Below are 24,122 nucleotides of genomic sequence, written 5' to 3'. Positions count from 1 at the left end.
TGGGAAAGCGGTTTCTTGGCTTCACCCACTTAGGCGCCTGCCGGCCCTCCGCTATGGCTCCGGGCGTTCGTCGCTCGAAAAGCCAAATCGTTGGCTGTTCGTCCGCTGCGCGGACTGCTCCTCACCCAACCGTTTCTTAAGGTGTCTCCGCTACACCAAAGCCTGAAAAAGAGGCGGAAAACGGAGAATATTCGGGGTGCGCTTCTCCGCGGCCACGACAGCCGGGCGGTTCCTGCCGCAGCGTTTGGCGCTGCGCGTGGAGCCGTTGCTTGGCCGCATCGACGCCGTGCTTTTCACCGCCGATGAACGCGGCGAGGCCGGCCGCATGTCGGTCATCGCCTTCTCCATCCGCATCGTCAGCGCAGTCATCGCCTTCATCAGCCAGGTGCTGATGGCGCGCTGGATCGGCTCGTTCGAATACGGCATCTTCGTGCTTGTCTGGGTGACGATGGTCATCGTCGGCAATCTCGCCTGCCTCGGCTTCCATACCTCGGTCATCCGTTTCATTCCCGAATATCGCGAGCGCGGCCTGATGGACGAGCTGCGCGGCATCGTCGTGGCCAGCCGCCTGTTCGTGCTGATCGCCTCGACGTCCATCGCCGGGCTCGGCGCGCTGGGCGTCTGGCTGGCGGCGCCATGGATCGAGAACTACTACGTGATACCGTTCATCCTCGGCGTCATCTGCCTGCCTATGATCGCGGTGTCGGATCTGTTGCAAGGCCAGGCGCGCGCCAATTCATGGGCGCTGTTCGCCCTGTCGCCAACCTACCTGATCCGGCCCGTCCTCATCCTGCTGTTCATGGCGCTGATGCTCCGTGCCGGCTACGCCGCCGATGCCAGGACGGCGATCTTCGCCTCGATCGCCGCCACCTATGTCACCACGTTGGCACAGCTGATCGGCGTCACGCACCGCATGGAAAGGCAGATTCCGGCCGGACCGATGAAGGTGCATTTCGCGCAATGGTTCATCGTCTCGCTGCCGATCTTCCTGGTCGAAGGCTTCTTCTTCCTGCTCACCAATGCCGACGTGCTGATGGTCGGCGCCTACATGGATCCGAATGACGTGGCCGTCTATTTCGCCACGGTCAAGACGCTGGCGCTGGTGCATTTCGTCTATTTCGCCGTCAAGGCCGGCGTTGCCCAGCGCTATGCGCAGTTCACCCATGGCGAGCCGGAAAAACTCGCCGCCTTTGCCCGCGAGACCGTGTCGTGGACCTTCTGGCCTTCGCTGCTGATGGCGCTGCTGGTGCTGGTGCTTGGCGAACCCATGCTGGTGCTGTTCGGCCCGGAATTCACGTCGGGCTATCCACTGCTGTTCCTGCTCGTCTTCGGCGTCGTGGCGCGCGCCGCCGTCGGTCCATGCGAAAGCCTGCTGACCATGAGCGGGAACCAGAACATCTGCGCCGCCGTCTATGCCATGACACTGGCCTTCAACATCGGCCTCAACGTGGTGCTGATCCCGATGTTCGGCCTGTGGGGCGCGGCCATGGCCACCGCCTTTGCCATGATCTTCGAGGCGAGCGCCCTGTCCTTCACGGTGTGGCGCAAGCTCGGCATCGTCATGGCGATCTTCGTGCCAGCCAAAGGAGCCGCCTGATGGCCGCCATCCCATTGCTCGAGGAAACCAGCGGCGGCACCGCCGGCGCCATGGTGTCCGGCCTTGCCGGACTGGCGCGCGACCCCGACCCCGCCCATATCGAAATCCTCGCCAACAACCGGCCCGAGCGCAAGCTTGCCATCTATCCGGCGTCCGCCGGCTTCGACCTGGTCGAGGAACTGGACTATCTCTGCGCCCGCACGATCGAGCCCAACGTCTTCTTCAACCCGCGCTTCCTGGCGCCGGCCATGCCCCGGCTGGAGGATCGCGAGGTGCGGCTGGCGGTGATCCGCGACGGCGACGAATACCGCAACCGGCTGCGCCTGCTGGTGCCGATTTCGGTGGAGCGCCCGGTGGTGCCGCTCGGCGTACCGGTGATGCGCACCTGGGCAAGCCCGTTCGGTCCGCTCGGCACGCCGCTCATCGACCGCGACGATCCGGTCGGGGTCGTCGAGGATTTCTTCTCGATGTTGTCACGCCCACACCTCAAGTTGCCGAAAGTGTTCGTCCTGCCCGACATCAGATTGGATGGTCCCGTGGCGAGCCTGATCGGCACAGTCGCCGAGACCCGTGGCTTGACGCTGGTCCCGACCAGCCAGACGATGCGCCCGGTTCTTGAGAGCCAGGCCGATGGCGACGACTATCTGAAGGCTTCGCTGCGCTCGCACCATTATCGCGAGTTCCGGCGCCTGAAGCGCCGCCTTGCCGACCTCGGCAGGCTGGAGCATCTGGTGGCGCGCGGTCCGGAAGAAATCCGCCATGCCATCGAAGGCTTCCTGACGCTGGAAGCGTCCGGCTGGAAAGGCCGCGAGCGCACCGCCATGGCGATCGACCGCTTCCGCGCCGCCTTTGCCCGCGAGGCCGTGCACCGGCTCGCCGAGCAGGACATGTGCCGCATCCATTCGCTGACGCTCGACGGCCGCACCATCGCCTGCCTGATCGTCTTCGTCGAGGCCGGCGTCGCCTATACCTGGAAGACGGCCTATGACGAGACGCTGGCTGCCTATTCGCCCGGCACGCTGCTGATGATCGAGGTCACCAGGCAGCATCTCGACGATCCCAACATCATGATGACCGATTCCTGCGCGGTGCCGGACCATCCGGTGATGAGCAGGCTGTGGAGCGAACGCAAGCCGATCGGCACGTTGGTGATCGGGCTGACGCCGGACGCCGACCGCCTGGCGCGGCAAGCCGCCTCGCAGCTGCATCTCTACCGCGAGACCCGGAACATAGCCCGCCTGCTGCGCAACCGCATGAAGAGTTTGTTGCGGCGGCGATAATCCATGATCCGGAACGACCGCGACAGCATAGGCAGCCGACGTCACGCGGCTCACGGCAATCGCAAAACTCCACAAATCGGCGCGCGGCTTTGCCCGTACCGGTGTGACGTATGAGGCAGGAATGATCGCACGGCACAGGTTCAGTTTCGCGAGCGCCGCTGTCGCAGTTTGGGCCCTGTCGGCTCCCTTGTCGGCAGCGAACGCCGCCAATGGGTCGGTCTTCCTCGAAGACAAGACCTGGACCGAACTGCGCGATCTTGTCGGCGCCGGCACGACCACGATCATTGTCCCGATAGGCGGCACCGAACAGAGCGGTCCTGCCATGGCCTTGGGCAAGCACAATGTACGGGTCAGATTCCTGGCTGGAAAGATCGCCAGCCAGTTGGGCAACGCCCTGGTTGCCCCGGTGATCTCCTATGTGCCGGAAGGGAGCATCGATCCGCCGACCGCCCATATGCGGTTTCCTGGAACGATCACCATCAGCGACAAGACCTTCGAGCAGCTGCTCGAATCCGCGGCCCGCAGCTTCAAGCTCCACGGCTTCACGACCATCGTCCTGATCGGCGACCATGGCGGCTATCAAGCCGATGAGAGCCATGTTGCCGATCGCTTGAATGCCGAATGGCGCAAAACCCCGGTCCGGGTCTTTGCGGCGCGCGAATACTACCAGATCACCCAGGGCGCCTACATCGACAAGCTTTTGTCGGCCGGCGCGACGCGGCCGGAGATCGGGACGCATGCCGGCCTGGCCGACACATCGCTCATGCTTGCCATCGATCCCTCCATGGTGCGCAAGGACCGGCTCGCGGCCACGCCGAAGCTCGATGCCAGCGACGGCGTCTATGGTGGCGACCCGGCACGATCATCGGCCGAGTTTGGCCAGATCGGCGTGGATCTGATCGTCAATGGCACGACCGAAGCAATCCGCGGATTCATCGCAAAGCAGCCGCCCAAATGATCAAGACATACTGGTGTTTCACGAGCTTCTGCGCGCCGCTCGTGTTGTCGCTCGCGCTCTTGTCGGCGCCGGCCTCGGCTGGCTCATGCCCAGAGGATTGCAGCGAGCCGCCGGCTTATCGCCATCCCGTCAACATCTACAGCCAGACGACGGCCGATCATCTGAGCCCGGCTACCGCCGGCGCGTTGCCGCGCGTCTATGTGCCAAACCGTTCGTCCAACAGCGTATCTGTCATCGACACGACGACGCTGAAGGAAGTGGATAGGTTCACTGTCGGGATAAGACCCCAGCACGTCGTTCCGTCCTGGGATTTGAAGACGCTCTGGGTCGCCAACAACGCCAGCGGCACCAGCAAGGGCAGCGTGACACCCATCGACCCCAAGACAGCCAAGGCGGGTCACGAAATTCCGGTCGATGACCCCTACAACATATACTTCATGCCAGATGGAAGTTCGGCGATCATTGTCGATGAAGCCTACCAGCGGCTCGACCTGCGCGATCCGCAGAGCATGGCGCTGAAATCAACCATCCCGACGCCAACCTGCCCGGGCATCAATCACGCCGACTTTTCCCCCGACAACGCCTATGCCATCTTCACCTGCGAATATGGCGCCGGCGGCCTTCTGAAGGTCGACCTGAAAAATCAGAAGGTGCTCGGCCACCTCGCACTGTCGAAGATGGGCATGCCGCAGGACGTCAGGCTCTCCCCCGACGGCAAGGTCTTCTATGTCGCCGACATGATGAACGACGGCGTGTTCCTGATCGACGGAGACAGCTTTTCCGAGATCGGCTTCATCGCCACCGGCATCGGCACGCATGGATTTGTCGTCAGCCGTGACGCAACGAAGCTCTACGTTTCCAACCGCGGCTCGCACAAGATGGAGCAAGGCCGTGCAAAGGGGCCCGGCAGCGTGACCGTCATCGATTTCGCCACCCGTTCGGTCGTTGCGCAATGGCCCATACCGGGTGGCGGCAGTCCCGACATGGGAAATGTCAGCGCCGACGGCAAGCAATTATGGCTGTCCGGCCGCTTCGACAGCGAGGTCTACATGATCGACACCATTTCGGGCGCTGTCACGAAGATCCCGGTTGGCGTCGAGCCTCATGGACTGACGGTCTGGCCTCAGCCCGGCAGATACTCGCAGGGTCATACCGGCAACATGCGGTAGGGCGGCATTTCACCACGAGGCCTGCCTCGAACGCGTGTCGCAGCCGGTTGCGGAAAAGGCCTGCCGCAGCCCTAGGCAAGTGCGCGATATTTACGACGTCAGCGAGTGGCTCGCCATCCGAAGCTCGGAGAGCGAAGGGTGGTGCCCCTAGCCGGGATCGAACCAGCACTCCTTGCGGAACTCGATTTTGAGTCGAGCGCGTCTACCAATTCCGCCATAGGGGCTCAGGCCGGACGGCCTGGATGGGCGCGGACTATACGGTTGGAGGCCTGTTCGTCAACTGGCCAATTCTCAGTTGCCCCGGCTGCGACCAATCTTCGCCTTTTGATTTGGTGACAGTGCTGCCATTGTGCAGCGCGGAAAATCTTTCTAGACAGGCGGCGCATGCTTTTGCCTCGGGCATCTGCGGACTTTTGGGCGACACGCATAGGAGAGCCGATGCTTCGCGGACTGTATGACTGGACCCTGTCGCTGGCGGCGCGCAAATCCGCGGAATGGTGGCTGGCCTTCATCGCTTTCGTTGAAAGCTCGGTGTTTTTCATACCGGCCGACGTCCTGTTCCTGCCCATGGCGTTGGCGCGCCCCGAACGTGCCTATCGCTACGCGCTGACCGCCACTGTTGCGTCCGTTCTGGGCGGCATTGCCGGCTGGCTGATCGGCTACTATGCCTATGACGCGATAGCACGGCCTATCCTGGAGCACTTCGGCGGCATTGCCACTTTCGAGAAGTGGCAGTCGTCCGGCACCGGGCTGATGCTGGTGCTGCTCGTAACATCCGGCGCTGCGCACCTGCCGCCGATCAAGGTGGTCACTATTCTGGCCGGGGCGCTTCACGTCAATCTTGTTGTCTTCGTCGTCTCGGCCATCTTGGCGCGCGGTGCCCGCTTCCTGCTGCTGGCCTGGCTGCTGCGCCGCTATGGCGAATCGATCCGGGAGTTCATCGAAAAGCGCTTGGGATTGATTGTCGGGGCCGGCGCCGCTGCCCTGATTTTGCTCTATATTCTCGTCAGATACGCATTTTAGGCGGCCGACGAATTCAACGGACAAAAGAACCATGACAGCGACCATGACTGCCGACACCGGACGCCAGCGAACGCGGGCAGCTTTGTTTCTCGCGGTCGCGATGGCCGCGACCGTCGGTTCGGCGCTCGGCTTCCAGTACATTGGCGGCTATATCCCTTGCCACCTCTGCCTGGAACAGCGCACTCCCTACTATGTCGGCGCGCCTTTGATGGTGCTGGCGGTGATTGCCTCGATGCTGCGCGCGCCGGCCTGGCTGACGCGCGGCCTGCTGGCTGTCGGCGGCCTGTTGATGCTCTACGGCCTCTATCTCGGCGTCTACCATTCCGGTGTCGAATGGCAGTGGTGGGCCGGGCCGACCGACTGTACGGCGGGCGCCGGGCCGGTCGATACCGGCGGCAAGGGCGTTCTCGACGCGCTCGACAAATTTGTGCCGCCCTCCTGCGACAAGGCCGCCCTGCGCATACTGGGCCTGTCGCTGGCCGGCTGGAACGCCATCGCCAGCCTTATACTGGCGGCCGTCGCCTTCCGCGGCGCGCTGGCCCGTGATTGAATCGGCGCGGCGCAGAGTTCGTCCAGAAATTCGGCAGCCAGAAATTCGGAAGGCCGAGTCGAATGGCGCGGCTTTCGAGAACTGGAGCGGAGCGTACTGAAGTACGTGAGCTCGGTTCTACTGCGACGCAGTAGAACCGAAAGCGCAGAAAGCCGCGTCAGGCGGCCAGCATGGCGAATTTGTGCCGAACTCTATGGTTCGAGTTCGACGTCCCAGTATAGATAATCCATCCAGCTTTCATGCAGATGGTTGGGCGGGAACAGCCGGCCATTGTTGTGCAGGTCATGCACGGTCGGCTGGTACGGCTTCTGCAGCGGCCACATCTTGGCATGCGCCGGCATCATGCCGCCCTTCCTCAAATTGCAGGGCGAGCAGGCGGCAACGACATTCTCCCAGGTCGTGGCGCCGCCGCGATGGCGGGGAATGACATGATCGAAGGTAAGATCTTCGGGCGTGCCGCAATACTGGCACTGAAAGCGGTCGCGCAGGAAGACGTTGAAGCGGGTGAACGCCGGGTGCCTGGACGGCTTCACATAGGCCTTCAGGCTGACCACGCTCGGCAGCTTCATCGAGAAGGTCGGCGAGGACACCGCGTGCTCGTATTCGGCGACGATGTTCACCCGGTCGAGGAACACCGCCTTGATGGCGTCCTGCCAGGACCAGAGCGACAAGGGGTAATAGCTGAGCGGACGGTAATCCGCATTCAGCACCAGTGCTGGAAGCCCATCCGGAGATACGGCAACCGTCACGTGTTTACCTCCTTGGTTCTAGACCCGAACGGCGCGGATACTGTAAGCCCGACATGACAGGGATGTGAAGCGGATTGTCGTTTGCCCGAAGCGTCAAAAACCCTCGATTTTTATGCTTTTTTGCGGATTCAGGACGGCGGCGCGGCGTCCCTGCCCCTGGTTTCGCGATAATAGGACCAGAAAAGCCGCGATGCGACACCTCGCCACGGGCTCCATGATTCGGCCAGGGCGATCAGTGTTTTCTCCGGCGGACGCGGATCTATGCCGAGCGCATGGCCGACCGCGCTCTGCAGCGCGACATCGCGCGCCGGGAAAATGTCGGGGTGCCCGGCGGCGAACAGAAGGTACACTTCCGCCGTCCAGGGGCCGATACCCGGCACGGCCGTCATCGTCGTGATCGCCTCGGTTGCATCGAGCGAACACAAATGATTGAGGTCGAGCCCGTCGGCCACGGCCTGGGCAACCGCCATCAGGCCGCGCTGCTTGGGTCGCGACAGGCCGGCCTCGCGAAAAGTGTCCTCGCCGGCGGCCAGGATCGCCTGCGGCGTCAGCGGGTCGACGAGCTTCGTCAGCCGGCCGAAAATGGCATCGGCGCTGGCCCGGGAGACCTGCTGCGAGACGATGATCGAGGCCAGGCTCCTGAACCCCGGCTCGGATAGCCTGAGCGGCACTTCGCCGGCCACGCCGCGCACCTTTTCCAGGCGCGGATCGATGATGCAAAGCGCATCGAGCCCGCGCGCAATGTCGTCCAGTGTCGCGATGCGTTGCATGATATCCTTGTCCGCGAATGTGCCGCAAAGTAGCAACGGTCAAAACCGCAGCACAACCCGATTGCCGCTCGAGACATGACGCTCCTGACATTCCGCTTCGCGCCCAGCCCCAATGGCGACCTGCATCTCGGCCACGCCTATTCGGCGCTGCTCAACCAGAAGCTGGCAAGGGCCGGCGGCGGCCGCCTGCTGCTGCGTATCGAGGATATCGACATGGCGCGCTGCACGCCGCAATTCGAGGCCGGCGTGCTCGCCGATCTGAAATGGCTGGGCCTTGATTGGGAACAGCCGGTGCGCCGCCAGTCCGAGCATTTTGGCGAGTACCAGGCGGTGCTTCAGCAGTTGATCGGCGAGGAACTGGTCTATCCCGCCTTCATGAGCCGTGGCGACATCAGGGCTTTCATCACCGGCAGCGAAAAGCGCGGGCGCGACTGGCCGCGCGATCCCGACGGCGTGCCGCTCTACCCCCCGTCCGACAAGGCGCTGCCGATGAAGGAACGCAAACGGCGCATCGCCGATAACGAACCCTTCGCCTGGCGGCTCGATACCGATGCTGTCATGGCGCGTGTCGGCAGGGATCTCGCATGGGCAGAATTCACCGACGAGACGCTATCGGCGACGCGTTCGGTCGAGGCCCGTCCGCGGGACTGGGGCGATGTGATCGTGGCGCGCCGCGACATCCCGACCAGCTACCACCTCGCCGTCGTCATGGACGATGCGCTGCAAGGCATCAGCCATGTCGTGCGCGGCCAGGATCTGTTTTCCGCCACCGGCGTGCAGCGCCTGCTGCAGGAAGTGCTTGGCCTGCCGCGGCCCGCCTACTTCCACCATCGGCTCATCCTCGGGCCTGACGGCCGAAAACTGTCGAAGAGCCTTGGCGACACCGGACTTGCCACGCTGCGCCGAGCCGGCGCGACACCTGACGACATCAGGCGGATGATTGGCCTCTGATCCGGCTAAATTCCGGGAAAAACACGGGGGGCCTTCACCAGCGATTGAATTCCCGTGATGCATGGATCAATCGTTTCATTTTGCGCGCCCGGCTGAACCGGACTAGAGCAACGCCACGGTCAGGTCTCACCAGCGTCGCGGTTTCCGGAAAATGCACAGCATCAAGCGGTTCATCCCCGCCACCTTCGTTGTCCTGTGGGCGACCGGCTTCATCGGCGCGCGCTACGCCATGCCTTGGGCGGAGCCGTTCACCTTCCTTGCCGCGCGTTTCGTCATCGCCGCTATCCTGCTGGCCGTACTGATGCTGGTGCTGGGGTCGAAGCGGGCCACCCGCGAGGAGGCGCTGCACGCCACCGGCGCCGGCGTGCTGATGCACGGCGTCTATCTCGGTGCCGTCTTCTGGGCCATCCACAGGGGCATGCCGGCCGGGTTTTCAGCGCTGATCGTCGGCCTGCAGCCGCTGATCACAGCGGTACTTGCCGGCAAGTTCCTGGGCGAGGCCATCCTGCCACGCCATTGGCTTGGCCTTGGCATCGGCCTGATCGGCATCGTCATCGTCGTGTGGCCAAAGCTCGGGGCGCTTGGCGGCGGCGTCACTACGGCGACGCTGACCGCCTCGCTGGTCTCGGTGCTCGGCATGAGCGCCGGCACCATCTGGCAGAAGCGCTTTGCCTCCGGCGGCGACCTCGTGGCGGCTACCATGTGGCAATATGTCGGCGGCGCCGCGCTGATGATCCTGGCCGCGCTCGCCTTCGAAACGCACACCGTCGTCATCAACGGCGAACTGATCTTCGCCATGGCCTGGCTGGTGCTGGTGCTGTCGCTCGGCGCCATCTTCCTGTTGATGGTGATGATCCGCGACGGCGAAATGTCGAAAGTCGCTTCGCTGTTCTACCTGGTGCCGGCGGTGACGGCGATCATCGCCTGGGCCTTGTTCGACGAGCACCTCAACGCGCTGCAGATTGTCGGCATGGCGATCACCACCTTCGGCGTCGGCCTGGCAACGGCGCGGCAGGCAAAGAGAGAGTTGCGAAGTTAACAGCCATTTCTGGCGCCGCTATCGCCTCACCCAACCCGCGCACGTGCCTCCAGATAGCGGCTGATCGCGGCGTTGAGCTCGCCGCCGAGGATGAAGATCGCCGAGACGATGTAGAGGAAAACCACCGCGATCATGATCGAAGCGAGACCGGCATAGGTCGTCACATAGGACGAGAAATGGTCGAGATAGGTGGCGAACATCGTCGAGCCGACAAGCCATGCGGCCAGTGTGAAGATGATGCCCGGCACCAGCGAGACGAAGCGGCGCTTGCCGGCCGGCAGCCAGTAATGCACGGCAAACAACCCGCCGATGATGACGGCAGAGGCGATGACGTAACGCCACAGCGTGATCGTGCCCGTATAGGGCTTGATCCATTCGAAATGGGCTTCCGCCAACCGCGCCAGCAAGGGTGCGAACACCAAAAGCACGCTGATCGCCAGGAACCCGGCCGTCGCGATCAGCACGAAGAAGATGCTCTGCACCCGGCGGTAGATGATGCCGCGCGTTTCGGTGACCCGATAGGCGCGGTTGAGCGAGGTGCGCAGCGCCTCGATGCCGTTTGATGCGAAGTAAGCGGCCAGCAGCACGCCGTAGGTCAAAAGGTCGGTGCGCCGTACCGTCAGCACGTTCAGCACCTCGTGCGCGATCGGCTTGGCGATCTGGTCCGGCCAGGTGTCGAAGACCAGGTGCACCGCCGTGTCGGCGAAGGCCTGGGCGCCGAGGAAGCTGCCCAGCGTCGTGGCGAAGATCAGGAACGGAAACAGCGCCATCAGCGAGGTGATAGCCAGATGGCTGGCCATCGCCCAGCCGTCGTCGGTGTTGAAATGACCGAGCGCGTCGTAGAGCACGCGGCGCAGGGCGACAATATTCCGCAGCAAGAACCCGCGCTCCCTTCGATTGTCTCGACGCCGCGAATATGGGAAGTGAATGCGGCAAATGGCAACCCTTCATCAAACCACGAATTCGCCAGCGACAGAGTTGCGCACCATCATCGTCACCGGTGCGTCCTCCGGCATAGGCGCCTATTGCGCCCGGGCGCTCAAGTCGGAAGGCTGGCGGGTGTTCGCGACGGCGCGCAAGCCGGAAGACATCGCCGCGCTCGAAGCGGACGGTATCGAGGCATTCTACCTCGACTACAGCGAACCGGACTCCATCGCCGCTTTGGTGACTTCGGTGCTCGACCGCACGGACGGAAGGCTTGGCGCGCTCTTCAACAACGGCGCCTACGCTCAGGCCGGCGCGGTCGAGGACCTCTCGGTGGCCGCGTTGAAAGAGCAATTCGAGGTCAATTTCTTCGGCTGGCACGACCTGACCCGCCGGCTGGTGCCGGTGATGCGCCGCCAGGGCCATGGCCGTCTCGTCCATTGCTCGTCGATCCTTGGCCTGGTGCCGGTGCGCTTTCGCGGCGCCTATTCGGCATCGAAGCATGCGCTCGAGGCGCTGATGCTCTGCCAGCGCCAGGAACTGGAAGGCAGCGGCGTCCATGTTTCGCTGATCGAACCGGGGCCGGTAAAATCGAAGATCGCCAGCAACGGCCTGCCCTGGTTCCTGAAAAACATCGACATCGAGAATTCCGTGCACCGCGCCGACTATACCGCGCAATTGGAACGGCTGCGCGCCGGCGGCAGCCAATCGGCGCTGAAGCCTGGACCGGAAGTGGTCCACAAGGTTCTGCGACATGCACTTCTGTCGCGGCGCCCGCGCCCGCACTATGTGGTAACGGTGCCGGCCAAGATCGGCGCGGCGCTCAAACGCTTCCTGCCGGCATCGATACTCTACCGCCTGATGGCCAAGCGCGCCTGAACGCGAAACAACTGGAAACGCAACAATGGCAACCGTCTTCAACATCCTCGCCATTCTGGTCATGGCCGCCGTGGTGATCGTGCTGATCCGAGGCCTGATCAACATGATGCGTGGCGGTTCCGGCGTCACCTCGAACAAGCTGATGCAGGCGCGCGTCATGCTGCAGGCCGTGGCGCTGGTGCTGATCCTGCTGGCCGTGTATTTCACGCGCAAGTAAGGATATCGGCGGCGGGGGAGACGACGTGGTCAAGCTCAACAAGATCTACACCCGCACCGGCGACGATGGCACGACGGGTCTCGGCACCGGCGAAAGGCGGCTGAAATCCGACCTGCGGGTGGATGCCTACGGCACGGTCGACGAAGCCAACGCCTGCATCGGCATGGCGCGCGTGCACACGGCAGCCAGCCACCCGGCGATCGATGCCATGCTGTCGCGCATCCAGAACGATCTCTTCGACCTCGGCGCCGACCTCGCCGTGCCCGATGACGGCAAGCCGCTCGGCTATGAGCCGCTGCGTATCGTGGCCGTGCAGACCGACCGCGTCGAGAAGGACATCGACCTCCTCAACAAGGACCTCCAACCGCTCAGATCCTTCGTGCTCAACGGCGGCACGGCGGCGGCGGCGGCACTGCATCTCGCCCGCACTGTGGCACGGCGGGCCGAACGGCTGATGGTGGCGCTCGCCCAGAATCCGGGTGAACATGTCAACCAGGACGGGCTGAAATACATCAACCGCGTCTCGGATTTCCTGTTTGTCGCCGCCCGGGCGGTCAATGACAATGGAAATGCCGACGTGCTATGGGTTCCCGGCAAGAACCGCTGAACGGATCGAAAAGCGGAGGGGGCCGGCGACCGATGTTCATCCCGCTTTACGACACCAACAGGCTGCGCCATATCCGCCTGCAATATGTGACAATCGGCCTGATCGTGCTCAACGCGCTGGTCTATTGCGCCACCGCACTCGGTGGCGAGAATTTCACCAATGCGGCGGTGCTTGGCCTCGGCTTCATTCCATCGGTCGTTCACAACACGGCCGAGCTTGACCCTCGCTTCGTCGTCATCCCGGAAAGCCTGAGCTACCTAACCTATTCCTTCCTGCATGCCGACATCCTCCATCTCGGCGGCAACATGCTGTTCCTGTGGGTGTTCGGCGACAATGTCGAGGACGCGCTCGGTCACGTCCGCTATCTGATCTTCTATCTCCTGTGTGCGGTCGCCGGCGCTGCCTTCCAAGGGCTCGTCGCCTGGGATTCGCAAGTGCCCCTGATCGGCGCCTCCGGCGCCATCGCCGGCGTCGTCGTCGCCTATCTCATCCTCTATCCCAGGGTGAAGGTCTGGGTGCTGGCCTTTGCCCGCATCCCTTTGCGCATTCCGGCGTTCATCCCGCTCATCCTGTGGGTGCTGTTCCAGGTCGTCATGTTCGCAACCGGTGGCGAGGACCAGATTTCCTGGGCCTGCCACATCGGCGGCATCATCGCCGGTGCGGTGCTGGTGCTTGTCCTGCGCAGCCGTGGCGTGCCGCTTTTTGCCGCCGCCGACGAGGATGCCGTGGTTCCCACCCCAGACCAGCCGCCGGTTGCCGCCGAACCGGCGGCGCCCGAGCCGCCGGCCACCGCGGCGCGCTGGGGCCGGGGAAACCCTTCTGGCTCAAACTGAACCGATTTGAGGCGCTTGCAGCGTATTGACGTCAGGGATTGCCCCAACTACGGAAACGTCTCCGTCTGAGCCCAAGGTTGTTAAGGAGCAGCCCAAGGCGAGCAAAGACCAGAATTTCCATCCGGCCGGAATTCCGTCTGGCCGGAATTCCGTCAGGAATGTCGGCTTTCGACAACTCAGAAAGGGCGCAAGCTGTTATAGCGCGCCCAACTAGCGTGAAGAGGTGACAGGCAAATGAAAATCCTTGTGCCCGTGAAGCGGGTTGTGGATGCGAACGTGAAGGTTCGCGTGAAGGCTGATGGTTCGGCGGTGGAACTCGCCAACGTCAAGATGGCGATGAACCCGTTCGACGAGATCGCGGTCGAAGAGGCGATCCGTCTCAAGGAAGCCGGCAAGGCAGAGGAAATCATCGTCGTCTCTATCGGCCCGCAGCAGGCGCAGGAAACCTTGCGCACCGCGCTCGCCATGGGCGCCGACCGCGCCATCCTGGTCAAGACCGACGAACAGACCGAGCCGCTCGGCGTCGCCAAGGTGTTGAAGGGTGTTGTCGAAGCCGAACAGCCCGGCCTCGTCATTCTCGGCAAGCAGGCGATCGACGACGATTCGAACCAGACCGGCCAGATGCTGGCGGCGCTGCTCGGCTGGGCGCAAGGCACCTTCGCTTCCAAGGTGGTGATCGACGGCGACAAGGCCAAAGTGACGCGTGAAGTCGATGGCGGCTTGCAGACGGTGGAACTGAAGATGCCGGTGATCGTCACCGCCGACCTTCGCCTCAACCAGCCGCGCTATGCCTCGCTGCCCAACATCATGAAGGCCAAGAAGAAGCAGCTCGACGAGAAATCGCCCGCCGACTACGGCGCCGACGTCAAGCCGCGCCTCAAGGTCATCAAGACCGAGGAGCCGAGCGGCCGCAAGGCGGGCGTCAAGGTCAAGAGCGTCGCCGAACTGGTCGACAAGCTCAAGAACGAAGCCGGCGTGCTCTGAGATCGGAAGGAACAGATAAAATGGCAATTCTCCTCATCGCCGAACACGACAACGCCAGCCTTTCCGACCAGACCGCCAAGGCGCTTTCGGCCGCCCTGCAGATCGGCTCGGACGTGCATGTGCTGGTGGCCGGCAAGGGCGCCAAGGGTGCAGCGGATGCCGCAGCCAAGCTCAAGGGCGTCACCAAGGTGCTGCTCGCCGAAGCCGACGAACTCGCTGAGCGCCTCGCCGAACCGACGGCCGCACTGGTCGTGTCGCTGGCCGGCGGCTATGATACCATCATTGCGCCGGCGACCTCGTCGGGCAAGAACGTCGCGCCACGCGTCGCGGCCCTGCTCGATGTCGCGCAGGTCTCCGAGATCATCGAAGTGGTCTCGCCCGACACGTTCAAGCGGCCGATCTATGCCGGCAACGCCATCCAGACCGTGCAGTCGACCGACGCCAAGAAGGTCATCACCGTGCGCACCGCCTCTTTCCAGGCAGCGCCCGAGGGCGGCTCGGCAGCGGTCGAGACCGTCAAGGCGGCGGCCAATCCCGGCCTCTCGACCTTTGTCGAGAACAAGCTCTCGGAGACGGACCGCCCGGAACTGACCTCGGCCAAGATCATCATTTCGGGTGGGCGCGCGCTCGGCTCCTCGGAGAAGTTCCAGGAGGTCATCCTGCCCGTCGCCGACAAGCTCGGCGCGGCGGTCGGCGCTTCGCGCGCGGCGGTCGATGCCGGCTACGCTCCGAACGACTGGCAGGTCGGCCAGACCGGCAAGGTCGTCGCTCCCGATCTCTACATCGCGGTCGGCATATCCGGCGCCATCCAGCACCTCGCCGGCATGAAGGACTCCAAGGTCATCGTCGCCATCAACAAGGATGAAGAGGCGCCGATTTTCCAGGTTGCCGACTACGGCCTCGTCGGCGATCTCTTCGTCGTCCTGCCGGAGTTGCAGAAGGCGCTTTGACGCTGTCTGGCAAAGCGTATTAAATGCCTGGGGTGGGGTAGACGAAGTCGCCCCGCCCTTTTAGTTTGCACCGCACAAAAAGCAGGCCGCAAAGGCGTTTTTCGACGGGATCGGTGTAATGAGCAAGATCGAGACGATCGGCATCATCGGCGCGGGGCAGATGGGTGGGGGTATCGCCCACGTCTCCGCGCTTTCGGGCTACAAGGTGCTCATCTACGACATTTCGCCCGACCGTATCGAGAAGGGCATCGCCACCATCAGCGGCAACATGGCCCGCCAGGTTGGGTCCGGCAAGCTTGACGAGAAGCTGCGCAACGAGGCGATGGGGCGCATTGCCTCGGCACCGGCGATGGCTGATCTGGCCGGCGCCGATCTGGTGATCGAGGCGGCGACGGAAGACGAGACGGTCAAGCGCAAGATCTACGCGCAGCTCTGTCCGCAGCTCAATCCCGAAGCCATACTTGCGACCAACACCTCGTCGATCTCGATCACGCGGCTCGCGGCGCAGACCGACCGGCCGGAGCGCTTCATCGGCATACATTTCATGAACCCGGTGCCGCTGATGAAGCTGGTCGAACTGGTGCGCGGCATCGCCACCGAGGACCAGACCTTCGAGGCGGCCAAGACCTATGTGAAGCAGCTCGACAAGACGATCACGGTCTCGGAGGATTTCCCGGCCTTCATCGTCAACCGCATCTTGCTGCCGATGATCAACGAAGCGATCTACACGCTCTATGAGGGCGTCGGCTCGGTCGACGCCATCGACACCGCCATGCGGCTCGGCGCTAACCATCCGATGGGACCGCTGCAGCTGGCGGATTTCATCGGCCTGGATACCTGCCTGTCGATCATGCAGGTGCTGCATGACGGCCTGTCGGATTCGAAGTACCGCCCCTGCCCGCTGCTGGTGAAATATGTTGAAGCCGGCTGGCTCGGCCGCAAGACCGGGCGCGGCTTCTACGACTATCGCGGCGAGCATCCCGTTCCGACGCGCTGAGCCAGACGATCCTTGTCCGGCCCGGCGCTCACGACGCGGCCGCTAGCGGCCGTTCCGACCTGTCGTCTGTGATCATCCCGTCCGGCGCCACGCAAACGCATCCCCGGCCAGAGGCCTTGGCTGCATAGCAGGCGGCGTCGGCCCTTGCGATGATCTCGTCCGCCTCGCCGCAATCGGAATTGATGGCCGCCAGCCCGATGCTGGCGCCGATCGCGTGCGGCCGGCCATCCCACGTGAAGTTCAGTCCGGCTATCGCATCGATGATCGAGCGTGCCGCGATCCTGGCGCTGGCGGTCGAGCCCGATTTCAGGATGACCGCGAATTCGTCGCCGCCCAGGCGCGCGACGATGTCCTCAGGCCCAAGCACGCCGCGCACAGCCTCGGCGACTCGCTTGAGCAAGGCGTCTCCCGCGGCGTGACCACCCGTGTCGTTGACCAGCTTGAAATGATCGAGGTCGACGAACATGAATTGACGCCCGCTGCTGCCGGTCGCGGTAGCATCCTTGCGCGCCTGATCGACCATCTCCTCCATCGTACGGATGAAACTGGAGCGATTGGCAAGGCCGGTCAGCGCATCATGCGCGGCGGCGTGGGCCAGTTGCCGCTGCAGGGCGCGCGCATCGGTAAAATCCTGGAAGACGATGACCAGCCCGCAGAACTCGTGGCGCTCGTTCATGATCGGCGACACGACCTGGCGGATGCTGCAGCGTGTGTCGTCGCGGCGGATCAACACGGCGCGGCTATTCTGGTCGGAGGGCACCTCCGCGCCGATCGCCGGCCGGCTCACGCCGATCCTGTGACCCGTCTCTTCGTCGACCGCCCAATAGACATGGCCGAGCGTCTTGCCGAGAGCCGCCTCCCCGGAAACGCCGGTCAGCTTCTCGGCAACCGGGTTCATGAAGGTGACGCGGTTGGCCGCATCGGTGCAGATAACGGCGTCGCCGATCGACTGCAGCGTCACCCGGAGCCGCTCCTTCTCGTCGGCCAGCATCGCCGCCGACACCGTCAGGCGCTCCTCGGTCTCCTTGCGCCGAGTGATGTCGGTCAAGCTGCCGATGGCCCTGATCAGACGCCCGTCCCCGTCGCGCTCGATGGCCTTGCCGCGGTCGAGAATCCAGATCCAGCGGCCATCCTTGTGACGCATCCTGAACTCGGCTTCGAAAAAATCGGTCTTCCCGGCAAGGTGCTCGTGATCAGCGTCGGCGACGGCCTCGCGATCGTCGGGATGGATCATCGTCAGCCAATGGTCGGGATCGCCATTAAGTTCGCCGTCCTCATAACCCAGCATCTTGACCCACGTCGACGAGTAGGTCGTGCCACCCCTTCGCATATCGAGGTCCCAGACGCCCTGGCCGGCGCCGGCGAGTGCGAAGTTCCAGCGCGTCTCCGCCTCGGCGATGCGAGCCTCGGCCTGCTTGCGCGCGTCGATGTCCTCGATCTGAGAGACCAGGTAGAGCGGACGCCCGTTTTTGTCGTCACGAATGACCGAGCCGGCGAGATGCGACCAGACGGGTGTACCGTCCTTCTTGAGGTAACGCTTTTCGAATTGGAAGGCGTCGACCGTGCCCGCTTCGATGCCTTCCATGGTTTCCCGCCCGATGTGCAGGTCGTCAGGATGGGTGATCTGGAGAAAGGTCAGCGCCTCGATCTCTCCACGGCTGTAGCCAAGCATCGAGGCGAAGGCCGGATTGGTTTCCATAATGCGCCCGTCCAGCCCGACAATGGCGATGCCGATCGCCGAATCCTGCATGGCCCGGCGGAAGCGCTGCTCGCTCCGCGCGATCTGCCGCCGGTCGTCCGAGATGCGAACGACAAACAGGCCGGCGAGGAGAAGCGCGCCCGCTGTCACAACTACCGACACTTGAAGACAAAGTCTGAGCGCTTCCGCGCCAAGGTCCAGCCTCGACAGCACAAGCAAGGCCGACACCACGCCAATACCGGCCACAAACAGTGCCAGCGCTGCACGCCTGTAGGGTCCCGGCCCAATCATTCCACGCAAAGTCACGATCCGTGCCACCCCCGTGGGCAATCGCTTTTCCCGTTAAAACCCTGAAGGATCGATTTTAAGGAAAGGTTGCCCCCGGAGCTCTGGCGACAGGGATAACCGGCAAACAATTGCCGGCATGATTAAGGATCGGTGTGCATGGGGCCGTGGTCGCGGATAGGCTGCTACCAGCGCACGAAAAACCGCCCGCCGAGCGCGCCAAGCAGAGCAAGTGCCGCAATCGCGATCGTGTACCAGGTGGCGACGAAGAGTGGCGAATCGTCGAAACAGTGCGCGGCATAGAAGGTCGCCGCCAGTCCGCCGGCAAGCAGACCGGCGACCGCGCCGGCAAGCACGGGCCGCGTTGGTGCACCGTAGCGCAACATCCACAGGAAGATGGCCAGCGGGCCGATGCCGATCAGCGGGATGAAGCCCATGCAGATCATCATGTTGGAGCCGACCATGCGCGTGCCCCACAACGCCTCCGGCACCATGAACAGCTCCAGCACCACCGCCACGGCCACCAGCAGCGGCGCGGCCAGCATCCATGCCATCGCCCGGCCTGTCGAGGCACCTGGCGTGGACAAGGCCCGGATCGAGGCGAAGGCGCTGACGGCCAGCACGATGGTGAAAACGAACTTGGCGAGGAAGCGTATCGTGTGCGCGGCGACCATGAAGTCGGGGCGCGGGCCGATCGTCAGCACGAAGACGATCGCCGCCATGACGATGGCAGCGCCGGCGGCCAGCCACCAGGCCGAGCGCAATGGCATCGCCTTGCTGCTTGCATCGGCGTCAAGCGCCTTGATGAGATCCTCGGTCCTCATGTCATTCCCGTCCAACTCGACCCTGCCCGAATCGCCTGGCTATCGCGGCAAGCCCGCGATGCAGCGACACACGCACAGCCGTCTCGCTGATGCCGAACTTCGCCGCCGTCTCGCCGATCGAGCGGCCCTCCACCGATACGGCCGAGACCACGGAACGCTGGGCCGGCGGCAGCCCGTCCAGGGCCCTGTTGATGTCGCGCTCGCTGACGGTTTCGGTTTCCGGCTCGGCAAAGGTCTCGGCGATATCGTCGACATCGATCTCGATGCGCCGTCCGCGCCGCCGGAACGCATCGATCAGCTTGAAGCGGGCGATCGCATAGACCCACGGCAGCACCGGCGCATCCTGGCGCCAGGTATGCCGTTTCACATGAATGGCCAGCAAGGTTTCCTGCACGACATCCTCGGGATCGACTCCGCCTTGCACGATCTTGCGCCGGATAAAGCCGCGCATCAGCGCGGCAATCCGATGCAGAAAGTCGGCATAGGCCTTTTCATCTCCGGCGATCGCGGCCCGCAACAGCCGGGAAAGCTCGGCCTCGTCCTTGCCGCTCACAAGAGTTCACTCCCCCGATTTCGTGCCTCGGCACTGATTTGTTACGTGGCCGGCGAAATAATGTCCAAGGCAAAGTACCGGCAAATCAAGAAAGTTTGAGGGGGCGCGCCTGACGTCGGCGCGTCATCTGCTTTGATTGCCCGTATCCGTCGACGCCTTGGCTCCCAGGACAGTGTCCTTGAACAAGCTGAAGCCCTTGCGCACCGTCAGCTTGACCCGTCGCCTGCGGTACTTTGTGCGCAGGCGGCCGAGAAGGTGCAGATGAGCCCTGTCGATGTCAGGATGGGATACGCGGTCTTGCGCATGCGGGAGACGCATCAAGGCATCGGCATGCATGTTGGCGTAAGGCAACGAATCGTACGAATCGAAAATGGTCGGCGGATAGTTCAGCACGGTTGGGTTGGTATTGATCTCGAACACCTGGATGCGCGCATCGACGATGGTGTAATCAATACGGCCGTAGGAAATCGCAGCCTTTTCGAAAATGGGCATCAACTCGGCCGCGTGCGGGTTGTCACGAACATAGGCCGCATGCTCTGCCAGATGCGCTCCCGCCATCCCCTTGCCTGGATCCTTGATGAACCAGTCCCGGCTGGCGAAGCAGTGCTGCGCATAGCTGTGGTCACCGGCGCGATAGGCGGCGTATTTCCGGTAATACCCGTCGCGAAGAGGCTTCGATTCAAATTCCACCACCATCGGACGCACAAAGCGCGCGGCGCCCAGATTGGCGATCTCGACTCGGAGTTGTTCCGGGGTATTCAACAGCCTTGGCGTTTTGTACGTCGCGCCTGCCTCGTCGCGCAGAAACACAGGAAAACGCAATTCGTCAGGCAGCTTTTCCGGTCGGTACACGTTGAAGCGGTTGCTGCCGTCGGCGTAGAGCAAACGCAGCAGGTCGAACCGCTGGAGGGTCTTTGCCGGGTGATTGAGCTGCACAATATCAGGTTGCCCTATCCTCAATTGTTCGCTGAGTTCGGCGCTCGACTGTATCTCGGATTGGCTCAGGCGATCCAAATCGGTCCAGATGACAGTAGCACTGGATATCGCCAGCAGGTGATTCCTCTCTTCATAAGGAACAATGCGGACAAAATCCTGGAGGTCGCGCCGGAAATAGATGAGCAGACTTGCGAGCGTGTTGGCATGTAGGCGATGGCATAAATAGAAAATCACTGGACACCCTCCCCATGGACTCACTAGCAGCTAACGTAAATCATTCAACGGCGGATTGGTGAGGCCGCATTCTACGATGGGACCTGTCATTTTTCGTCAGCTCGTTGAAAATGATATTCCAGACATGGCCGCGATGGAGGCGGCGGCTTGGGGGCCTCTCGGCGCCAGCCAAGAAACGATCAGGCGCCGTCTTTCCTTGGGACATACAACGATCATCGCCGTGGCCGAACATCTCGTTGCCGGCGCTATCGGTTTCGTGGAGACCAGCCAGGACCCTCACGACAGGGAAGAATTCCCGAAGACCTTCTCCGCTTATTCTTCGCTAGCCCGGACCGGACCGGCCAGATCGCTCTACGTTTACAACCTTGGTTTGCGGCCTGACTTTCGCGGCACCGACATGGCACGCCGCCTCTTGTCGCAACTGACCGAGCACGGCCGTCGGGTTGGAGCCCGCTGGCTGGTCGGCGATGGGCGATGTCCGTCCTATGCGGGAGCCCAGGACGATTTCCCCGACAAGGTTCGGCCGAATCCAGCGTTTCGCCGGACCATCGACCATTGGCATCGGACCGGCGTGACGCCCGCGGTCGAGGCTCTAACGAGGGACCCGCTGCTGCGGTTCTACAGGCGCGTTCTGCAGTGCGAATTCCTTCACTTGGCGCCCGATTTTCTGCCGCAGGACATCAGTTCTGGCGGGTTTCGCGTCATCTTTGCCGTTGATCTCGCCCCATGACGATCCAGCCCGATCTTTTCGATCCTTTCGCCCTTGGCAGCGATCCTTTTCCTGAATTCGCTCGTCGTCGGACAGAGGGTGGCGCCAGTTGGGGCAAGCCTCCCTATCCGGAGGTCGGCGTGGCCTTGTACGTGTTCAGCCACGCTCTCGTATCCGAGGCCTTGAAACACCCCTTTTTGTTGCAGGCACCTCCAGGCACCTACCAGGAGGTCAGGCAGAAGATCAGCGCCAATCCGGCGTTGGATTTGTTGACACGCTCGATGCTTCTGTCCGACCCGCCGCGACACATGCATCTGCGGCGTCCCCTGGCTGGCTCCCTGACGTTTTCCGCCGGCAAAGGGCTGTTCAACCAGCTCATGCCCAAGGCATCGGAGCTGACCCGGGCAGCGGCGGGCAAGCCTTGGTTCGACGCGATTCGCGACATAGGCTTGCCGCTATCGTTTTCGGGCCTTGAACAGATCCTCGGCATCGACATCGACGATCCCTGGCTGATCGGAAGCGACGCCCAGCGCATGGCCAAGGCCCTGGATATCCGCACCGGGAATGTCGACAACGACGCCAATGAGGCCTGCCGCCGGCTGGAGGCATGGGCGTCGCAAGCCATCGAGGGAGGCGGCGTGCGCCCAAACGGCATTTCGGCCCAGATGCTCGCCGAGGTTGAGGCTGGTCGCTGGCGCAGAGACGACGCCATTGCGAACATCGTCTTCCTGCTCTTTGCCGGACAAGCCACTGTGGTCGATACCTTTGGCAATGCGCTGGCCGCACTGGCAGAGGCCCCGGACCAATTGTCGTTGCTCGAAGGCGGGACTGTCGGCTGGTCGGCTGCAGCGGAGGAACTGCTTCGTTTTTGTGCGCCGGTGCATTTTGCCGGGGCCCGCATTGCCGCGCAGGACCTGGAGATCGGCGGCGCGACCATCGCGGCTGGCCAAGCGGTCGTACCGGTGCTGGCGAGCGCCAACCGGGATGTTTCGGTTTTCCCGGCCGGCGACCGCCTCGACCTGCGCTCGGGTGTTTCATCTGCGCTGGCATTCGGCACCGGGCTTCACGCCTGCCTTGGTCAGCACGTTGCGCGGGCAGAGTTGGCTGTCCTTCTGGAAGCCCTGTTTACAGAAGCCAGCGGCTGGCGTCTGGATATCCCGAATGTCGTCCGGCGTGATTCCGTCCTTTTCTACGGCCTGGAAACCGCGCCGATGATCCGGGCGGCAGGTCTGCCAGCGATCTGAAGCACGCGGTTATTGCATCGCCATCACGAGGAATTGTTGGTCCGGCACGGGGGCTTGTGCCCTCGCGACCGATTGTAGCAGATCATAAATGTTGACTACCATGCTCAGGTATCGATAGGAGAGCCCTGCCAACCTTAAACCAAGGACGACGCCATGAAACACGCTCTTTCCGCCCTTGCCGGTGCTACCGCACTGGCAATCAGCCTGATCACCGCGCCGGCGATGGCAGAAGATGCCGACATCATCGTCTACAACGCGCAACATGAGAGCCTAGCCAAGGAATGGGCCGAAGGGTTCACCAAGGAAACCGGCATCAAGGTCACCTTGCGCAATGGCGGCGACAGCGACTTCTCCAACCAGATCGTCGCCGAAGGCGCGGCCTCGCCCGCCGACGTGTTCCTGACCGAGAATTCACCGGCCATGGTGCTGGTCGAGAATGCCGGCCTGTTCGCGCCGGTCGATGCCGACACGCTGGCTCAGGTGCCGCACGACTATCAGGCAGCCAGCGGCAAATGGGTGGGCGTCGCAGCGCGCAGCACCGTATTCGCCTACAACAAGTCCAAGCTGAGCGCCGACAAGCTGCCCAAGTCGCTGCTCGATCTCGCCGATCCGAGCTGGAAGGGCCGCTGGGCCGCCTCGCCTTCGGGCGCCGACTTCCAGGCCATCGTCAGCGCGCTGCTGCAGCTCAAGGGTGAGGCGGCGACGGCGGACTGGCTGAACGCGATGAAGACCAATTTCACCGCTTACAAGGGCAACAGCACTGTCATGAAGGCGGTCAATGCCGGCGAGATCGAAGGCGGCGTGATCTACCACTATTACTACTTCGGCGATCAGGCCAAGACCGGCGAGAACAGCAAGAACGTCGCGCTGCACTATTTCAAGAACCAGGATCCGGGCGCGTTCGTCTCGGTCTCGGGTGGTGGCGTGCTCGCCTCGAGCAAGCATCCGAAGGAAGCCCAGGCCTTCCTGAAGTGGGTGACCGGCAAGGGCGGCCAGGATGTGCTGAAGAACGGAAACTCCTTCGAATACGCCGTCGGCAAGGGTGCCGAATCCAACCCGAAGCTGGTGCCGCTCGCCGACCTGCAGGCGCCGAAGGTCGACGCCGCGACGCTGAACTCCAAGAAGGTCACCGACCTGATGACGGCAGCCGGCTTGCTTTAG

The 24,122-nt window shown here is 63.2% G+C and carries 25 protein-coding genes and 1 tRNA gene; 18 read left to right on the top strand and 8 right to left on the bottom strand.

What is annotated here, in order from left to right:
• Positions 1–196 precede the first annotated feature (196 nt).
• From EB233_RS08075 to EB233_RS08060, 4 genes are all read left to right on the top strand, one after another.
• Positions 197–1,597: a lipopolysaccharide biosynthesis protein gene (locus EB233_RS08075; protein ID WP_064992398.1), complete on the top strand. Its 1,401-nt coding sequence runs from the start codon at positions 197–199 to the stop codon at positions 1,595–1,597.
• Positions 1,597–2,877 (top strand): GNAT family N-acetyltransferase, encoded by a 1,281-nt coding sequence (locus tag EB233_RS08070; protein WP_064992399.1) that lies wholly within the window; start codon positions 1,597–1,599, stop codon positions 2,875–2,877. The genes EB233_RS08075 and EB233_RS08070 overlap by 1 nt, the downstream gene beginning before the upstream one ends.
• A gap of 121 nt (positions 2,878–2,998) precedes the next feature.
• Entirely contained in the window at positions 2,999–3,835 is an 837-nt protein-coding gene (locus tag EB233_RS08065) for a creatininase family protein (protein ID WP_064992400.1), read from the top strand.
• Entirely contained in the window at positions 3,832–5,004 is a 1,173-nt protein-coding gene (locus EB233_RS08060; protein ID WP_064992401.1) for a YncE family protein, read from the top strand. The genes EB233_RS08065 and EB233_RS08060 overlap by 4 nt, the downstream gene beginning before the upstream one ends.
• 139 nt (positions 5,005–5,143) lie before the next feature.
• Here EB233_RS08060 and EB233_RS08055 read toward each other — a convergent pair.
• Positions 5,144–5,228 (bottom strand) — tRNA-Leu (locus tag EB233_RS08055).
• A gap of 214 nt (positions 5,229–5,442) precedes the next feature.
• Between EB233_RS08055 and EB233_RS08050 the strand changes: the two genes are divergently transcribed.
• Together EB233_RS08050 and EB233_RS08045 are read left to right on the top strand one after the other, a co-directional pair.
• Positions 5,443–6,027, top strand: coding sequence for a YqaA family protein (locus tag EB233_RS08050; protein WP_064992402.1), 585 nt, complete (start codon positions 5,443–5,445; stop codon positions 6,025–6,027).
• Positions 6,028–6,058: 31 nt separating this feature from the next.
• Positions 6,059–6,577, top strand: a complete 519-nt coding sequence (locus tag EB233_RS08045) for a disulfide bond formation protein B (RefSeq protein ID WP_027054044.1) — start codon at positions 6,059–6,061, stop codon at positions 6,575–6,577.
• A 191-nt stretch (positions 6,578–6,768) separates the two neighbouring features.
• Here the strand turns inward: EB233_RS08045 and EB233_RS08040 are convergent, their stop codons facing one another.
• Together EB233_RS08040 and EB233_RS08035 are read right to left on the bottom strand one after the other, a co-directional pair.
• A complete protein-coding gene (locus EB233_RS08040; protein ID WP_008874122.1) occupies positions 6,769–7,326 on the bottom strand; it encodes an HNH endonuclease in 558 nt (185 codons plus the stop codon).
• 128 nt (positions 7,327–7,454) lie between these two features.
• Positions 7,455–8,096 (bottom strand): DNA-3-methyladenine glycosylase family protein, encoded by a 642-nt coding sequence (locus tag EB233_RS08035; protein WP_064992496.1) that lies wholly within the window; start codon positions 8,094–8,096, stop codon positions 7,455–7,457.
• Positions 8,097–8,171: 75 nt separating this feature from the next.
• On the opposite strand from EB233_RS08035, the gene gluQRS reads away from it, so the two are divergent.
• Positions 8,172–9,047, top strand: coding sequence for a tRNA glutamyl-Q(34) synthetase GluQRS (gluQRS, locus tag EB233_RS08030; RefSeq protein ID WP_064992403.1), 876 nt, complete (start codon positions 8,172–8,174; stop codon positions 9,045–9,047).
• Positions 9,048–9,198: 151 nt separating this feature from the next.
• Entirely contained in the window at positions 9,199–10,086 is an 888-nt protein-coding gene (locus EB233_RS08025) for a DMT family transporter (protein ID WP_064992404.1), read from the top strand.
• A 26-nt stretch (positions 10,087–10,112) separates the two neighbouring features.
• On the opposite strand, the gene EB233_RS08020 is transcribed toward EB233_RS08025, so the two are convergent.
• Positions 10,113–10,964 (bottom strand): YihY/virulence factor BrkB family protein, encoded by an 852-nt coding sequence (locus EB233_RS08020; protein ID WP_027054048.1) that lies wholly within the window; start codon positions 10,962–10,964, stop codon positions 10,113–10,115.
• A gap of 58 nt (positions 10,965–11,022) precedes the next feature.
• Between EB233_RS08020 and EB233_RS08015 the strand changes: the two genes are divergently transcribed.
• The 7 genes from EB233_RS08015 to EB233_RS07985 all read left to right on the top strand — a co-directional run bounded on the left by EB233_RS08015 (position 11,023) and on the right by EB233_RS07985 (position 16,477).
• Positions 11,023–11,889, top strand: a complete 867-nt coding sequence (locus EB233_RS08015; protein WP_081294384.1) for an SDR family oxidoreductase — start codon at positions 11,023–11,025, stop codon at positions 11,887–11,889.
• A 25-nt stretch (positions 11,890–11,914) separates the two neighbouring features.
• Positions 11,915–12,106 (top strand): twin transmembrane helix small protein, encoded by a 192-nt coding sequence (locus tag EB233_RS08010; RefSeq protein WP_027031242.1) that lies wholly within the window; start codon positions 11,915–11,917, stop codon positions 12,104–12,106.
• Between the two features lie 25 nt (positions 12,107–12,131).
• Positions 12,132–12,713: a cob(I)yrinic acid a,c-diamide adenosyltransferase gene (locus EB233_RS08005; protein ID WP_064992406.1), complete on the top strand. Its 582-nt coding sequence runs from the start codon at positions 12,132–12,134 to the stop codon at positions 12,711–12,713.
• 32 nt (positions 12,714–12,745) lie between these two features.
• Positions 12,746–13,546: a rhomboid family intramembrane serine protease gene (locus tag EB233_RS08000; RefSeq protein WP_027054051.1), complete on the top strand. Its 801-nt coding sequence runs from the start codon at positions 12,746–12,748 to the stop codon at positions 13,544–13,546.
• Between the two features lie 234 nt (positions 13,547–13,780).
• A complete protein-coding gene (locus tag EB233_RS07995) occupies positions 13,781–14,530 on the top strand; it encodes an electron transfer flavoprotein subunit beta/FixA family protein (RefSeq protein WP_064992407.1) in 750 nt (249 codons plus the stop codon).
• A 20-nt stretch (positions 14,531–14,550) separates the two neighbouring features.
• Positions 14,551–15,480 carry an electron transfer flavoprotein subunit alpha/FixB family protein gene (locus EB233_RS07990; protein ID WP_027054053.1) on the top strand — a complete coding sequence of 310 codons (930 nt, stop codon included), beginning with the start codon at positions 14,551–14,553 and terminating at the stop codon, positions 15,478–15,480.
• A gap of 118 nt (positions 15,481–15,598) precedes the next feature.
• Entirely contained in the window at positions 15,599–16,477 is an 879-nt protein-coding gene (locus EB233_RS07985; RefSeq protein ID WP_027054054.1) for a 3-hydroxybutyryl-CoA dehydrogenase, read from the top strand.
• A gap of 28 nt (positions 16,478–16,505) precedes the next feature.
• Here the strand turns inward: EB233_RS07985 and EB233_RS07980 are convergent, their stop codons facing one another.
• From EB233_RS07980 to EB233_RS07965, 4 genes are all read right to left on the bottom strand, one after another.
• Positions 16,506–18,467 (bottom strand): PAS domain S-box protein, encoded by a 1,962-nt coding sequence (locus EB233_RS07980; protein ID WP_064992408.1) that lies wholly within the window; start codon positions 18,465–18,467, stop codon positions 16,506–16,508.
• A gap of 179 nt (positions 18,468–18,646) precedes the next feature.
• Positions 18,647–19,285, bottom strand: coding sequence for an NrsF family protein (locus tag EB233_RS07975; RefSeq protein WP_064992409.1), 639 nt, complete (start codon positions 19,283–19,285; stop codon positions 18,647–18,649).
• A gap of 1 nt (position 19,286) precedes the next feature.
• Positions 19,287–19,838 (bottom strand): sigma-70 family RNA polymerase sigma factor, encoded by a 552-nt coding sequence (locus EB233_RS07970; protein WP_064992410.1) that lies wholly within the window; start codon positions 19,836–19,838, stop codon positions 19,287–19,289.
• Positions 19,839–19,961: 123 nt separating this feature from the next.
• The gene (locus EB233_RS07965; protein ID WP_155765469.1) at positions 19,962–21,008 is read right to left on the bottom strand and encodes a hypothetical protein; all 1,047 of its coding nucleotides are present in this window, start codon (positions 21,006–21,008) and stop codon (positions 19,962–19,964) included.
• Between the two features lie 196 nt (positions 21,009–21,204).
• Here EB233_RS07965 and EB233_RS07960 point away from each other — a divergent pair, with 196 nt between their 5' ends.
• The 3 genes from EB233_RS07960 (at position 21,205) to EB233_RS07950 (ending at position 24,122) form a co-directional block, all read left to right on the top strand.
• Positions 21,205–21,738, top strand: coding sequence for an N-acetyltransferase (locus EB233_RS07960; RefSeq protein ID WP_155765470.1), 534 nt, complete (start codon positions 21,205–21,207; stop codon positions 21,736–21,738).
• On the top strand, positions 21,735–22,961 hold the full coding sequence (locus EB233_RS07955) for a cytochrome P450 (protein WP_064992413.1): 1,227 nt from the start codon (positions 21,735–21,737) through the stop codon (positions 22,959–22,961). The genes EB233_RS07960 and EB233_RS07955 overlap by 4 nt, the downstream gene beginning before the upstream one ends.
• Before the next feature lie 153 nt (positions 22,962–23,114).
• Positions 23,115–24,122: an iron ABC transporter substrate-binding protein gene (locus tag EB233_RS07950; protein ID WP_064992414.1), complete on the top strand. Its 1,008-nt coding sequence runs from the start codon at positions 23,115–23,117 to the stop codon at positions 24,120–24,122.

The organism is Mesorhizobium erdmanii, from assembly GCF_013170725.1.
Classification (GTDB): Bacteria; Pseudomonadota; Alphaproteobacteria; order Rhizobiales; family Rhizobiaceae; genus Mesorhizobium; species Mesorhizobium erdmanii.
The sequence above is the reverse complement of the archived record's forward strand: the minus strand, read 5'-3'. Positions and strand labels throughout refer to the sequence as shown.

Excerpts from the sequence above, each read along its gene's own strand:
- EB233_RS07980 (WP_064992408.1), bottom strand. The coding sequence starts at position 18,467 with ATGATTGGGCCGGGACCCTACAGGCGTGCAGCGCTGGCACTGTTTGTG.
- EB233_RS08025 (WP_064992404.1), top strand. The coding sequence starts at position 9,199 with ATGCACAGCATCAAGCGGTTCATCCCCGCCACCTTCGTTGTCCTGTGG.
- EB233_RS07985 (WP_027054054.1), top strand. The coding sequence starts at position 15,599 with ATGAGCAAGATCGAGACGATCGGCATCATCGGCGCGGGGCAGATGGGT.
- EB233_RS08045 (WP_027054044.1), top strand. The coding sequence starts at position 6,059 with ATGACAGCGACCATGACTGCCGACACCGGACGCCAGCGAACGCGGGCA.
- EB233_RS07975 (WP_064992409.1), bottom strand. The coding sequence starts at position 19,285 with ATGAGGACCGAGGATCTCATCAAGGCGCTTGACGCCGATGCAAGCAGC.
- EB233_RS08065 (WP_064992400.1), top strand. The coding sequence starts at position 2,999 with ATGATCGCACGGCACAGGTTCAGTTTCGCGAGCGCCGCTGTCGCAGTT.
- EB233_RS07995 (WP_064992407.1), top strand. The coding sequence starts at position 13,781 with ATGAAAATCCTTGTGCCCGTGAAGCGGGTTGTGGATGCGAACGTGAAG.
- gluQRS (WP_064992403.1), top strand. The coding sequence starts at position 8,172 with ATGACGCTCCTGACATTCCGCTTCGCGCCCAGCCCCAATGGCGACCTG.
- EB233_RS08000 (WP_027054051.1), top strand. The coding sequence starts at position 12,746 with ATGTTCATCCCGCTTTACGACACCAACAGGCTGCGCCATATCCGCCTG.
- EB233_RS07990 (WP_027054053.1), top strand. The coding sequence starts at position 14,551 with ATGGCAATTCTCCTCATCGCCGAACACGACAACGCCAGCCTTTCCGAC.
- EB233_RS08035 (WP_064992496.1), bottom strand. The coding sequence starts at position 8,096 with ATGCAACGCATCGCGACACTGGACGACATTGCGCGCGGGCTCGATGCG.
- EB233_RS08070 (WP_064992399.1), top strand. The coding sequence starts at position 1,597 with ATGGCCGCCATCCCATTGCTCGAGGAAACCAGCGGCGGCACCGCCGGC.
- EB233_RS08010 (WP_027031242.1), top strand. The coding sequence starts at position 11,915 with ATGGCAACCGTCTTCAACATCCTCGCCATTCTGGTCATGGCCGCCGTG.
- EB233_RS08060 (WP_064992401.1), top strand. The coding sequence starts at position 3,832 with ATGATCAAGACATACTGGTGTTTCACGAGCTTCTGCGCGCCGCTCGTG.
- EB233_RS07950 (WP_064992414.1), top strand. The coding sequence starts at position 23,115 with ATGAAACACGCTCTTTCCGCCCTTGCCGGTGCTACCGCACTGGCAATC.
- EB233_RS08015 (WP_081294384.1), top strand. The coding sequence starts at position 11,023 with ATGGCAACCCTTCATCAAACCACGAATTCGCCAGCGACAGAGTTGCGC.
- EB233_RS08050 (WP_064992402.1), top strand. The coding sequence starts at position 5,443 with ATGCTTCGCGGACTGTATGACTGGACCCTGTCGCTGGCGGCGCGCAAA.
- EB233_RS07955 (WP_064992413.1), top strand. The coding sequence starts at position 21,735 with ATGACGATCCAGCCCGATCTTTTCGATCCTTTCGCCCTTGGCAGCGAT.